Origin of the sequence: Bradyrhizobium sp. INPA03-11B (assembly GCF_040446015.1) — a bacterium.
GTDB classification, from domain to species: Bacteria; Pseudomonadota; Alphaproteobacteria; order Rhizobiales; family Xanthobacteraceae; genus Bradyrhizobium; species Bradyrhizobium macuxiense_A.
Map to the genome: position 1 here is coordinate 32,292 of NZ_JASGSR010000035.1, position 12,784 is coordinate 45,075.

At 63.6% G+C, this 12,784-nt stretch carries 14 protein-coding genes; 7 read left to right on the plus strand and 7 right to left on the minus strand.

Annotated elements, in window-relative coordinates:
• Window position 1: 1 nt before the first annotated feature.
• Together QMZ05_RS17015 and QMZ05_RS17020 are read right to left on the minus strand one after the other, a co-directional pair.
• On the minus strand, window positions 2–511 hold the full coding sequence (locus QMZ05_RS17015) for a TRAP transporter small permease (protein ID WP_353701830.1): 510 nt from the start codon (window positions 509–511) through the stop codon (window positions 2–4).
• Between the two features lie 224 nt (window positions 512–735).
• Window positions 736–1,770, minus strand: a complete 1,035-nt coding sequence (locus QMZ05_RS17020) for a TRAP transporter substrate-binding protein (RefSeq protein WP_353701791.1) — start codon at window positions 1,768–1,770, stop codon at window positions 736–738.
• Between the two features lie 269 nt (window positions 1,771–2,039).
• Here QMZ05_RS17020 and pobA point away from each other — a divergent pair, with 269 nt between their 5' ends.
• Together pobA and QMZ05_RS17030 are read left to right on the plus strand one after the other, a co-directional pair.
• A complete protein-coding gene (pobA, locus tag QMZ05_RS17025) occupies window positions 2,040–3,209 on the plus strand; it encodes a 4-hydroxybenzoate 3-monooxygenase (protein ID WP_353701792.1) in 1,170 nt (389 codons plus the stop codon).
• Between the two features lie 345 nt (window positions 3,210–3,554).
• Window positions 3,555–4,010 carry a PaaI family thioesterase gene (locus QMZ05_RS17030; RefSeq protein ID WP_353701793.1) on the plus strand — a complete coding sequence of 152 codons (456 nt, stop codon included), beginning with the start codon at window positions 3,555–3,557 and terminating at the stop codon, window positions 4,008–4,010.
• Between the two features lie 9 nt (window positions 4,011–4,019).
• Here the strand turns inward: QMZ05_RS17030 and QMZ05_RS17035 are convergent, their stop codons facing one another.
• Window positions 4,020–4,913: a LysR family transcriptional regulator gene (locus QMZ05_RS17035; RefSeq protein WP_353701794.1), complete on the minus strand. Its 894-nt coding sequence runs from the start codon at window positions 4,911–4,913 to the stop codon at window positions 4,020–4,022.
• A gap of 106 nt (window positions 4,914–5,019) precedes the next feature.
• Here QMZ05_RS17035 and QMZ05_RS17040 point away from each other — a divergent pair, with 106 nt between their 5' ends.
• Complete coding sequence (locus QMZ05_RS17040; protein ID WP_353701795.1) at window positions 5,020–5,643, plus strand: pyridoxamine 5'-phosphate oxidase family protein; 624 nt, start codon at window positions 5,020–5,022, stop codon at window positions 5,641–5,643.
• A gap of 97 nt (window positions 5,644–5,740) precedes the next feature.
• Here QMZ05_RS17040 and QMZ05_RS17045 read toward each other — a convergent pair whose 3' ends face one another.
• On the minus strand, window positions 5,741–6,472 hold the full coding sequence (locus QMZ05_RS17045) for a glutathione S-transferase family protein (protein ID WP_353701796.1): 732 nt from the start codon (window positions 6,470–6,472) through the stop codon (window positions 5,741–5,743).
• A gap of 64 nt (window positions 6,473–6,536) precedes the next feature.
• Entirely contained in the window at window positions 6,537–6,770 is a 234-nt protein-coding gene (locus QMZ05_RS17050) for a hypothetical protein (protein WP_353701797.1), read from the minus strand.
• 170 nt (window positions 6,771–6,940) lie between these two features.
• Here QMZ05_RS17050 and QMZ05_RS17055 point away from each other — a divergent pair, with 170 nt between their 5' ends.
• Together QMZ05_RS17055 and QMZ05_RS17060 are read left to right on the plus strand one after the other, a co-directional pair.
• Entirely contained in the window at window positions 6,941–7,639 is a 699-nt protein-coding gene (locus QMZ05_RS17055; RefSeq protein WP_028336549.1) for a YafY family protein, read from the plus strand.
• Window positions 7,639–7,974: a YkgJ family cysteine cluster protein gene (locus tag QMZ05_RS17060; protein ID WP_353701798.1), complete on the plus strand. Its 336-nt coding sequence runs from the start codon at window positions 7,639–7,641 to the stop codon at window positions 7,972–7,974. Before QMZ05_RS17055 ends, QMZ05_RS17060 begins: the two co-directional genes overlap by 1 nt.
• Window positions 7,975–7,981: 7 nt before the next feature.
• Here QMZ05_RS17060 and QMZ05_RS17065 read toward each other — a convergent pair whose 3' ends face one another.
• Window positions 7,982–8,389, minus strand: coding sequence for a hypothetical protein (locus QMZ05_RS17065; protein ID WP_353701799.1), 408 nt, complete (start codon window positions 8,387–8,389; stop codon window positions 7,982–7,984).
• Between the two features lie 169 nt (window positions 8,390–8,558).
• Entirely contained in the window at window positions 8,559–8,912 is a 354-nt protein-coding gene (locus QMZ05_RS17070) for a DUF3307 domain-containing protein (protein WP_208764108.1), read from the minus strand.
• A gap of 421 nt (window positions 8,913–9,333) precedes the next feature.
• Between QMZ05_RS17070 and QMZ05_RS17075 the strand changes: the two genes are divergently transcribed.
• On the plus strand, window positions 9,334–10,734 hold the full coding sequence (locus QMZ05_RS17075) for a TAXI family TRAP transporter solute-binding subunit (protein ID WP_353701800.1): 1,401 nt from the start codon (window positions 9,334–9,336) through the stop codon (window positions 10,732–10,734).
• Window positions 10,735–11,353: 619 nt separating this feature from the next.
• Window positions 11,354–12,130, plus strand: coding sequence for a Crp/Fnr family transcriptional regulator (locus tag QMZ05_RS17080; protein WP_353701801.1), 777 nt, complete (start codon window positions 11,354–11,356; stop codon window positions 12,128–12,130).
• Window positions 12,131–12,784 lie beyond the last annotated feature (654 nt).

Sequence of the window (12,784 nt, forward strand, 5' to 3'; positions counted from 1 at the left end):
TCTACTCCGCGGTCTTGATCTTGGCATCGTGGATATCTTCCGGATGGAAGATCAGGCGATAGGTGCGGATCGCGATCAGCAGCACCGCAGAGACGTCGCCGATCCATGACACCAGGAAGAACGGCCAGACCGGCACGCCGAGATCCATGGTGACGATGTGGCTGTTCCTGGTGTCGATCACCTTGTCGACCAGCGTGTAGGTCTGCACCGACACGACGAACAGCAGCACCAGCGTCGCGAAGATGTCGATCCAGCGCTGATGGCGCGGCGTGGCATTGGCCCAGACCAGATCGACCGTGATGTGGGTGCCGCGATAGCTGGTCGCCGCGATGCCCCAGAAGATCAGGATGCCGAGCAGGAACTGGCCGAAATTGTAATAATCGGGGATCGTCACCGCGAAGAATTTGCGCATGAACACCGCGGTGAAGGTGTTGAGCGCGACGACGCCGACGAAAAACGCCGCCACCCATTCGATCGAATCGATGAAGCGGTCCATGAAATTCTTGCGCACCGGCTCGGGTGGACCGGTGATCGCGCCGTCTTGAGAGACTTCGGCAGATTGCGTCATGCGCTGCTCGATGAGCTCCCTCTCCCCGCCTGCGGGGAGAGGGTTGGGGTGAGGGGGCTATCCGCGAAACTGGTGCGAGTGAAAAGACCGGTACCCCCTCACCCGGATCGCCCAAGGGGCGATCCGACCTCTCCCCGCAAGCGGGGAGAGGTGAAGGGAGAACGCGATCAGATCCCCGCCTCGTACTTCTTCAGCGTGGCCTGCAGATCGGCCTCGATCTTCTCCGCATCGCCGCCGGCCTTCTTCACCGCCTCGGCCCAGCTGTCGCGCAGCGGCTTGACCGCCTTCTTCCATTCGGCGAGCTGATCAGGCGTCAGCGGATAGACCTCATGGCCTTGCAGCGCCTTCATCTTGGTGCGGCCGTTGGCTTCGAAATCGGTCCAGGGGTCGGTGACCTTGGAAGCCCATTCCGGCGTGCAGTGATCGTCGATCACCTTCTTCTGGGCATCCGACATCGAATTGTATTTGGCGAGGTTCATGTTGTAGGTGAACACCGTCGTATAGAGCGGCACGTCCATGTGGTACTTCACCACCTTGTCGATGCCGAACAGGAAGATCGAGCCCCAGGGGAAGGTGATCTCGTCGGCCACGCCGCGCTCGATCGCGTCGCGCGATTCCGGCGCGGAGGCCTGCACGTTGGTGCCGCCGAACATCTTGACCATCTCGCCGATGGTGCTTTGCGCCGGCCGCACCTTGACGCCGGAGAGGTCGCTCGGCAGCACGATCTTCTTCTTGCCGTGCAGCGCGCCCGGATCGTGGATGAAGGCGAAGCACAGCTTGGTGTCCTTCATCTCGGTCGGCGCGTATTTGTGGTACCACTCGTTCAGCGCCAGCGTGCCCTTCTTGCCGTCCGAGAACACGAACGGCAGCTGGCCGGCTGCTGCGATCGGGAAGCGGCCGGGCTGATAGCCGGGATTGACATAGGTGACGTCGGCGATGCCGTCGCGCGCCATGTCGTAATGGTCGAACGCCTTGCCAAGCTGCTCGGACGGAAACACGGTGACCTTGATGGTGCCGCCCGACGCCTTCTCGATGTCGGCGGCCCAGGCCTGCGTCGCCGGCACCAGCGGATGCGCCGGCGGCACCCAGAGCGACACTTTGAGATTGACGGTCTTGTCCTGCGCCAAGGCAGGTCCAATGGCAGGGACTGCGGCCGGCACGATGGCGGCTGCCATCAGCAGCGCCAACAAACTCTTCCTCATCACGTCTCCTCCTCTCCAGGACGGCGGGCTTCCTGCCCGGTCTCATTACTTAACATGTTATCTAATTCGCGCGAATATTCAAGACGAAATCCGCCGGGCGGACGCCTCGTCGCACCCGGCCCTCCGGCATCTTGCGCTGCGGCGAAAGCATTCCGCGGCAAATCGGCCTTGCCAAACCTGTTATATGATATAGTTGCCATGGCAAGTTGACGGTGGCCGCCCCGGCGCGGGCGCCCGGCTCAAGCCTATCCGATCGGGAGGAGCAGGTATTGCGGACAAAAGTAGCAATCATAGGTGCAGGTCCGGCCGGACTGTTGCTTGGGCAACTACTTCATACTTTCGGCGTAGACAACGTCATTCTCGAGCGGCAAACCCCGGAATACGTGCTGGGGCGGATTCGCGCCGGCCTGCTCGAGGAAGGCACGGTGTCGCTGCTCGACAGTGTCGGCGCCGCTGCCCGCCTGCACCAGGAGGGCTTGGTCCATCATGGCGTCGAGCTGGCGTTCGGCGGCGCACGGCATCGCATCGACATGCATGCGGCGACCGGCAAGACCGTGACGATCTACGGCCAGACCGAGGTCACGCTCGACCTGATGAACGCCCGCAAGGCGGCCGGCCTGACCTCGATTTACTCCGCCGCCGACGTCAAGCCGCATGATTTCGACACCGATCATCCGCGCGTCAGCTACGTCAAGGACGGCGTCACCCACGAAATCGCCTGCGATTTCATCGCCGGCTGCGACGGCTTCCACGGCATCAGCCGCGCCAGCGTGCCGGCCTCGGCGATCACCAGCTATGAGCGGGTGTACCCGTTCGGCTGGCTCGGCATCCTGTCGGAGACGCCGCCGGTCTCGCCGGAACTGATCTACAACAACCACGAGCGCGGCTTTGCGCTCTGCACGATGCGCTCGACCCATCGCAGCCGCTACTACGTGCAGTGCCCGCTCGACGATCATGTCGATCAATGGTCGGACGAGCGGTTCTGGGATGAATTGAAGCGGCGTCTCGACCAGAAGGCCGCCGACGAGATCGTCACCGGCCCGTCGATCGAGAAGAGCATCGCGCCGCTGCGCAGCTTCGTCGCCGAACCGATGCGGTTCGGCCGCATGTTCCTGGCCGGCGACGCCTCGCACATCGTGCCGCCGACCGGCGCCAAGGGGCTGAACCTTGCGGCCAGCGACGTGCATTATCTGTCGCAGGCGCTGCGCGAATATTACGACGAGAAATCCTCCGCCGGCCTCGACGGCTACTCGGCCAAGGCGCTGGCGCGGGTCTGGAAAGCGGTGCGCTTCTCCTGGTGGATGACCTCGATGCTGCACAAATTCCCCGACGAGGGCGAATTCGCCGCGCGCATCCAGATCGCCGAGCTCGACTACCTCGTCAGCTCGAAGGCGGCGTCGACCTCGCTGTCGGAGAATTACGTGGGGCTGCCGTTCTGATCGCCGACTGTCCGTTCCGTCATCCTGAGGTGCGAGCGCAGCGAGCCTCGAAGGATGCAGGCCACCAGCCGGGCCGTCGACCCTTCGAGGGCCGCTGAAGAAGCGGCCACCTCAGGGTGACGGAAGTGGTACCGGCGCTATGCCGTGGCAACCTTCGGCCTTGGTACCAGATAGGCAGGCACCAGCACGATCAGGAACAGCGCCGCGACTGACATTGTATTTTGCACCGAGCGCCGGGCCGCTTTCAAACATCCGCGCAAATCCCGTTTAAAACTTTGTAGGCGGTGAAACCGTCATCGACATCGCATTCAATGGCGTCAACGCAATGCCATAGGCGAGCCAGAGATGACCACCGATACACAAGTCGCACCCGACATTCCCCAAGACGTCCCGCAAGGCTTCGAGCCGCTGTTGCGCAAGAGCCCGCTCACCGAGCCGTGGGAGCCGCTTTACCAAAAGAAGACCGAGCGGTCCGTCATCATCGGACTCCGCTTGGCCAGGCCGCACACCAACGGCCGCGGCCTGATCCATGGCGGGCTGATCGCGGCCCTTGCCGACAACGCAATGGGCTACAGCTGCGGCCAGGCCACCGGCTGGACGACATCGTATGTGACGATCTCGCTCACGGTCGATTTCGTCGGCTCGGCCAATGTCGGGCAGTGGCTCGCGATCGAGAGCGATGTGATCAAGACCGGCAGCACGATCTGCTTCGCGCAGAGCCTGATCAAGGCTGATGGCGTGACCATCGCGCGCGCCAGCGGCACGTTCCGCGTGGTGCCGAAGAAGCCGCCGGTGAGCTAAGCACTTGCGCTAGCCGAAGTGCCAGTCGGTGATCTCGGTGACGAGATCGATGAAGGTCCGCACCTTCGCCGACAGCAGCCGGGATGTCGGGTAGACGACGTGGATCGGCACCGGCGGCTGCTCGAAGGCGGCGAGCACGATTCGGACCCGCTTCGCTTTCAGCGATTCGGCGGCCTGGTAGGCCATCACCCGGGTCAGTCCGCCGTCCTGCTCGGCGAACTGGATGGCGGCGTCCGAGCTGTTGCTGGTGAAACGCGGCGTCGGCGTAATACGGATCTCCTGGCCATCCTCCATGAAGCGCCAGTCCGGCGTCGCGGTCATGGCGCCGAACTGGATGGTGTCATGGGAGGTCAAGTCCGCCGGCCGCTTCGGCTCGCCGCGGAGCTTCAGATAGCCGGCCGAGGCCACCACGATCCGGCGCATCTGGCCGACATGCCGTGCCACCAGGGTCGAATCCGGCAGGTGCCCGAGCCTGACCGCGAGGTCGACGCCATCCTCGACGAGGTTGATGCGGCGATCCGACAGCCGCAGGTCGACCCCGACATCGGGATAGCGCTTCAGATAGGCGGAGACGACGGGACTGACGTGCAGCCGCCCGAAGCCGAACGGCGCCGAGATCACGAGGCGCCCTTCGGGGCGGGTGCGCTCGCTCTCGACCGCATCCTCGGCCTCCTCGACATCGGCCAGGATCCGCCGCGCCCGCTCCAGATAGCGCGAGCCGGCGTCGGTCAGCGTCACCTGCCGCGTCGTTCGCTGCAGCAGCCGCGCACCCAGCCGCTCCTCCAGCGCCGCGATCAGCCGCGTGATGGCCGAGGGCGACAGGCCGAGCTTTCGGGCGGCGGGGGCAAACCCCTCGAGGTCCGCCACCGCGACGAAGGCCTGCATGGCGTCGATCCGGTCCATGGCACTATTGCATAATCGGCAACAGTAAAGTGTCAATTTACAAGATTGCCTACGATCCGGAAACATCCATGTTGTCGGGTGAGGACGCCCGTTACGGGAGGCCCAGATGTCCGATGCCCGCACCTATCCCAGCGATATCGCCTTCACTCCGGTGGTCAAGGCGATCCAGGCCCGCAAGGGCTCGCGCGACGCCTACGCCGAGGTCGAGTCGCATGGCGGCTGGCGCACCGAGATCGACGAGAACCTCGCCGACTTTCTCGGCGAGGTGAACAGCTTCTATTTCGCGACTGCCTCGGCGGACGGTCAGCCCTACATCCAGCATCGCGGCGGGCCGAAGGGTTTTATCAAGGTGCTCGACAAGCACACGCTCGCCTTCACCGATTACAGCGGCAACCGGCAGTTCATCACGCAGGGCAATCTCTCGGAGAATGCGAAGGCGTACATCTTCGTGATGGACTATGCGCACCGCCGCCGCGTCAAGCTGTGGGGCGAGGCGCGGGTCGTCGAGGACGATCCGGCGCTGTCACGCGCACTGATGCCGCAAGGCTATCGCGCACGGCCCGAGCAGGTGATCCTGTTCAAGGTCACCGCGTGGGACACCAACTGCCCGCAGCACATCCCGCAGAAGTTCGACGCGGCCGATGTGGCACAAGCCCTCGCCTCACGCGACCAGCGCATCGCCGAGCTCGAGGCCGAGCTCGCCGCATTGAAGGGCGAGCCCGCTCCCTAGGCATGATCCGGAAAAGTGTGAAGCGGTTTTCCCTCGCGACAAACGCGGAACGCGTTTGCGCGGAGATCATGCCCAAACAGGAAAGCGCGATCGCGCTTTAAGCCGCTTGCTGCTGCAACGGCGCCCAGACGAACTCCGGATAATATTGCTGCATCATTCGGCCGACATAGGCGGTGAGGTTGTCGAACTTCTCGGTGCGCTCACGCAGCGGCGAATCGAAGAACGGCGTCAGAATCCCCGCCAGCGCGCCGAACGCGGTGGCGTCAGTCCCGCAAGGCGCGTTGCCCATCAGATAGGGCTTGTCGCCGAGCTGCACCGACAGCGCAAACAGCGAGCGCATGGCGACATCGACGTCCTCGTCGGGCCCGTGGCGGCCAAGCCCGCTCAACAGATAGTTCTCGGCGACGCGGAACTGGGCGTCCTCGCGCAACTTGTCGCGCATGTGATCGGGCGCGCCGTCGAAGAAATGCGCAGGTCCCTTGGCGAAATTGGTATCGTCGACCCAGCGCGCGCCGACCAGCGCCCAGTAGACGTGATGTTCGATCATGCGCTCGAAGGCCCAGGCCTGGGCGCGCGCCTGCAGGCTCAGCGGCGCGTCGAAATCGAAGCCGTATTTGCCCTCGATATGGGCGCGGATGAAGGTCGAATCGGCGATCGTCTCGCCGTCATCGGATATGAACGGCAGTTGGCCCTTGGGAGAGGCCGGCGGCATCGCCTTTTCCTTGGTGTAGGCAAGCCCGGCCATCTTGAGCTGGACCTCGGTCTTGGTCACGAAGGGGCTGATTTCCGGCAGACCGAAGCCCGTACCAAAGCCAAAAAGCGTAATCATATGAAGCTCCCGATCGCCTGTGGTCGTAAAACGAAGCTAGCTGTCCCCTGCTGCCAGCATGGTGTCAGCAGTAGTGGCATTCCCTGCCGAGCAGGCCTGCGGGTGCGAGGCGGCGAACCGCCTCGCGAACCCGCTTGACCAGCCGTGCCCGCCCATAGGACCAGGCGGCGCCGATCGACTGTGCGACCAGCGCGACCAGGGCCCAGCGCAGGTCGCCGGAGGTAGAGTAGACCGTGATCATTTGTTCCAGCGCGAAGCTCTGCGCTTGCCTGAAACCGAGTTCGTCAAGATTCGTCATGGACAAATTCCCTTCACTTGAGGTGTTGTCCTGGTATAGCCCCCACCTGCTGCCAACATGCTGTCAGCAGCAGTGACAGGGGGCGCGAAAAGCCGACGCGTCGAGACACCGCGAGATCCGTCAAGACAGTCGTCAAGACAGCTGCAAGAGAGCGACCGAAGAGAACTGCCATGAGACGCGCCGACCGGCTGTTTCAGATCATCCAGGTGCTCCGCCGCACCCGTAAGCCTTTGACCGCCGATGCAATCGCAGCCGAGCTCGAGACATCGAAGCGGACGATCTATCGCGACATCGCGAGCCTGATCGAGCAGCGGGTGCCGATCCGCGGCGAGGCCGGCATGGGCTACATCCTCGAGAAGGGTTTTGACCTGCCGCCCTTGATGCTGACACCCGACGAGATCGAGGCCTGCGTGCTCGGCGCGCAATGGGTGGTCGGTCACGCCGATCCGGCATTGGCGCGCGCGGCCGAGGACCTGATGGCCAAGATCGCCGAGACCGTGCCCGACCGGCTGCGGCCGTTCGTGCTGGAGCCGGCGAGCCGCGCGCGCTCGGCCTGGAACCGGGAGCCGGACCGCATCGACATGGTCAGGACCCGCAGCCAGATCCACGAGGGCAAGAAGATCACGCTCAACTATCGCGACGAGCACGGCCGCGACTCTGAGCGCACGATCTGGCCGATCGCGGTCGGCTATCACGAAGCGGTGCGGCTGCTCGCCGCCTGGTGCGAGCTGCGCAAGGATTTCCGCAGCTTCCGCACCGACCGCGTGGTCACCGCTGTTTACCACGACGAGAAGTATCCGGAGCGGCGCGACCTGCTCAGGGCGCGCTGGCGGCGCAGCCTGGTGTGGGAAGCACCGAGGGACACCTGATGGCCGGCAACGCGATCGATACGGCGGATGCGAGCCCCTGCCAGTCCTGCGGCGCCTGCTGCAGCTATTCGGCGAACTGGCCGCGCTTCACGATCGAGGACGATGCGCAGCTCGACCTGATCCCGGCGCAATTCGTCAACGCCCGGCAATCGGGGATGCGCTGTGAGGGCGACCGCTGCTCGGCGCTGTCAGGGCGGGTCGGAGAAGCAACGCGCTGCGAGGTCTATGCGGTGCGGCCGGAAGTGTGCCGAACCTGTCTGCCGGGCGATGCGGAATGTGCGATGGCGCGGCGCCGGCATGGGCTGCCGCTCATCCCGAGCGCACAGCCTGATTGAGCACGACTTAGGCCGTCACAGTCACCGTCTCGCTGACGTCCTCGTCGTCGAGTTCGTCGTCGACAACAGGTGCGAAGCTCGACAGCGGCTTGGTCGACAGCGTGATCGGCTTGCGGCCGCCATGCGAAGCGGTCGTCACGCGAGCCGGCTCACGCGACAGCGCGTACAGCGTCGATCCGACACGGCCGCCGGAATTGACCAGCTCCCATTCGCTGCAGCTCGACGCAATCGCCACCGCGAGTGCGTGCAGATGGCTGCGGCGATAGCAGAACAGCGCGAGCCTCGCCCTGACGTCGGGCGCGACATTGGCAACCAGCAGCGAAAGCCCGTTGGGATTGGCGCGGTACATCTGGCCGAGCAGGTCGTCCGCAACTGGGCAGGCATCGTTCTCGAAGGCGTCGCGGCTTGAAAACATTTGCAAATCCCCCTCGACCGGGAAGATGCCGCGCAATCCTCTAACGAAAGGTTAACCACGGCCTCCGGTCGCTTCCGGAGACGCTTGCCCGTTGCACGCGAATCACATTCCCCCGCCGTGGGCGGATGGTCAGCGATTCGCAATGAAGGAAGCGGCGTGCGCCGGCCGCTTAGTTCGCGGCCATGTAGATCGACAGCGCGAAGCCGGTGAGGTGGTGCAGCGCCTGGTCGACCCCGATCAGGGTCCAGAACCAGGGATGGCCGGATTCGAGCGTCACGCCGAAATGCGAGGCGCAGTATCCCTTGCAGCGATCGACGATGATGTGGATCACGAAGTCGACGAAGGCGACGTACCAGAACCGCGGCGCCACCACCAGGATCAGCGCCAGCGCGACCGCGAGATGGACCAGGCAATGCGCGAGCAGCGGCATGGCCCAACCGGTCTTCTGGTCCTTGCCGATCGCCATCCAGGCGTTCTGCAGCATGAAGTCGGCGATGATGTGCTTAGCGGTGAGAAGCAACATCCATCCCACCAGGGCACCAACCGACACCGACGATGACATGGCAGGAAACAACAAGCTGACGCCCTTTTACTTCGATGAATGTGATTGCAAGAAAATCCGGGTCAGGCCGTCAGCACAATTCCGCAAACCGAAGCTTGTATCATTTATGACATCTCCCGCGGCGGAATGCACCTGCGGTCCCTCGAAAATCACATCTGGGTTCAGCCGTCGATAGTGGCGATGGTCATGTGGCATCGCGGCGCAGGCCGTCCGGGGATTAAGGTTACGGCCGGTGGCTAGTTTGCATTCCCGCCGGTGAGGTATATCGTCGGCTGCACGGGAAATTTTCTTTCTTTTATAGTCATTTACGGATTCACCGGGCAGCGCAGCGCCGTTCCGGCAACGGGCCGTCCCGGACGCGTGATGAGCCAGGTGATCAGCCATGAGTGCCGAAGCCCCCGCGCCTTCGCCGATGCCGCCGCGGCCGCGCGCTCCGGTCGCCAAGAGCAACCGTACGCAGATCATCATCTTCACCCTGCTGACGCTGCTGCTCAGCGCCATCACTGTGATCGGCGGCCGGGTCTGGCTGCGCAATTCCGAAACGCTGGTGTTCGCGGTCGGCGATGCCAACGGCCCGGAGGCGAAGTTCGCCGCCCGCCTTGCGACCGTGCTGAAGAACAATTCGTCGCGGCTGCGGCTGAAGATCGCGCCGAACCCCGACAACGCCAAGGCGCTGGCGCAGTTCGATCGTCGCGACGCCTCGCTTGCCATCCTGCGCACCGACGCCAAGGTGCCGCCGCGCGCCCGCGCCATCGCGATCCTCGAGCATGACGTGGTGCTGGTGCTCAGCCCCGGCGGCAAGAAGATCAAGTCGCTGCCCGAACTCAAGCGGAAGAAGATCGCCGTCGTCGGCGACGGCGAGAACGGCGTCAATTTCGTCCGCAGCGCGCTCGAGATTTCCGACAGCCCGGATGCGGCGCAGCGGGTGCAGCAGGCGCCGCCGAACACTCCGTTCGACAAACTGTTCGCGTCGGGCTTTGCCGCCGTGGTCGTGATCGAGCATGCCTCGAAGATCATCAAGGACAAGACCTACGAGCAATACACCAAGCGCGCCGGCGGCTTTACGTTGAACGCGATCGACGAGGCCAAGGCGCTGGCGCGCAAATATCCGGCGATCTCGGAGGAGACGGTCTCGACCGGCATGCTGTCGTCCTCGCCGGCGATCCCCGACGACGAGGTCGACACCATCGGTCTGGAATGGCTCCTGGTGGCGCAATCCTGGATGCCGACGACGACCGCCGCCGAGCTCGCGCGCATCGTCTATGAGAACAAGTCCGAGCTCGCGCTCGACAACGGCTTCGCCTCCAGGATCGAACCGGCCGCGACCGACAAGGACGCCTTCATCGTCGCCCACCAGGGCGCTGCCGAATACATCAACGACGACACCAAGTCGTTCATGGATCGCTACAGCGACGTGATGTATCTCGGCGCCGCCGCGCTCAGCATCATCGGCTCGATCTTCGCAGCGATCTACACCAAGATCACCCGCGTCGCGCCCGCGCGGGCCAGCGAGCTGGCGGGCCGGATCCTCGACATCGGCGAGCGCGTCGAGCACACCACCTGCAGCGAAGACCTCGACGAACTGCAGGACGAGCTCGAGGCGATCCTGCGCGGCGCGGTGATCGGCCTGCGCGACGGCACGGTTTCCGGCGACGGCCTCGATACCTTCAAGCTCGGCTACGAGCTGGTCCGCGACGAGATCGCCCTGCGCCGCGATCATCTCAAGCGCCATCCGGCAGCACCGGATGACAACCTCGTGGTGGTGAAGACCGCGAACGGGTGAAGACCAAATTTGATCTTGCGAGCTGGTCGCGCCACATTGATTGCTGTCGTCCTGGCGAAAGCCAGCCCATAACCACCGCACTCGGTGATGAACGGTGTCCTGGCCACAGCGTCGCGCGGCATTCGAGATTTGGGGCAATGAGTCCTGGCTTGCCCAGGACGACGATGTGGATGGGTTCTCGATTCAAGATGCCAGACACGCGGTGTCATCACCCGCATGCGGGTGATCCAGTACGTGAGTCCACGGCTCTTCCCATGGGTCGTCCCTGCGAAAGCAGGGACCCATACTCCGCGGCGGTTGTCATGAATCGGACCTGTCGTCCCAGCATCGCTCGACAATGACCATTGGTGGCTATGGGTCCCTGCTTTCGCAGGGACGACATCGAATATGTGTCACGCTCGCGAGGCTTGTTCGGTGTCATCAGCCGCGCATGCGGGTGATCCGGTAATCCAGAGGCGGCTGTGCTTGAGCCGAGAGGTCGCGGCGTACTGGATCGCCCGGTCCCGTCTCCGCCAAGGCTTCGACGCGGCCCCGAATGCCCTCGACGGGCGCGTTGCTGCGCGACCTATGGTCAGCGCGTATGCCCCAAAATAATAGGAACGGACCGGTGCCGGCCTGATTGGATTTTCATATCCCATTCCGCGGAACGCCTTCGGAGCGTTACCTACTTACTGCGGACCTGCCCGACCGATCGGGCGAAAGGTTGCGCATCGTGGACAATCCTCTTCGCAACGGACTCCTGGCGCTGCTGCCTCGTCGCGACTTGCGGTCGCTGACGGCGAAGTCAGGCGTCGTGGAGTTCACCCAAGGCGACGTCGTCCAAAAGGAGCGCGAGGAAGTCACGGACATCTACTTCCCGTTATCGGGCATGCTCTCGCTTCTGGTTGTTCTGAGAGACGGGCGGATGGCTGAGACTTCGGTCGTCGGGCGAGAAGGCCTGATCGGTGCCCGCGCAGGCCTTGGCTCGCAGGCATCGCTGGTCCGTGTCGTCGCTCAGTTGCCCGTGCGCGCCCTGAGGATTTCGATGGAAGACTTCCGGGCGATCCTGGCAAGCAGCAGCGCGATGGCAGAAATATGCCTCAAGAATGCTGACGTATTGCTCGACCAGGCCCGGATTACCGCGGCCTGCAACTCACTCCACCTTGTTGAGGAGCGCTTCTGCCGCTGGCTGCTTCACACTGCGGACCGGGCCGAGAGCGATCAATTCGACCTCAAGCAGGAATTGCTCTCCCAGATGCTCGGAGTGCGCCGCACCACCATCACGGATACTGCGAAAGATATACAAAAGCGGGGCGCCATCACCTATTCGCGCGGGAAGCTGCAGATACTGAATCGCCGCCTTCTGCTGGCCAATTCGTGCGAGTGCTACGAGCTGCTGAAGCGAGCTGGTTCCTAATTGTTTTGCCCTTCCTGCGCAGAATTGAGTCGACAACCCGACATAACGGGAATCTACTGACCCCATCACTGCTTAGCCCTCGGCAACCATCAGTGATGAGAACGCCAGTTGCGCTCCCGCCCAGTTCAAGGGAGGTGCGCCATGCAAAAGCGGCGTCGTTTCGAGCAAACGAAAACACTTCGAGATCGCCTCATCTCCTACGCGCAGCAAGCGCGCGACTATGCTGCTGCGCTCCCACCCTGCCCCAGGAAGGAGGATCTGCTCCGCAAGGCGCGGCAGGCTGATACGGCAGCGCATCTGGACGAGTGGCTCAGCTCGCCCGGACTGCAGCCGCCGAGATAGTCATGAACGATAGAAGATCTTCCGTCTTCACGGTTTCGGACGCCGGGCGTTCCTCAACGTCGGCCATCGTTCTCGATCTCACAGACGAGGAAACCGCGCTCGACGTCGTTCGCCGGATTGCGGCGCTGACCGGACGAACGCTCACCGTTCGGAATGAGGAGGGTCTGCCTCTCGCAAACTTCGAGGGCGCGCGCAAAAATTAGGTCGTCACGTTTGAAGCCAGGCCTCCTGGCAAACAAGGATGTCTGGTTCCCAGCCAGCTTTCGGCGACGGACTCGCTTGTGACGTGGTGGCCGGAGGAATGATAGAGGC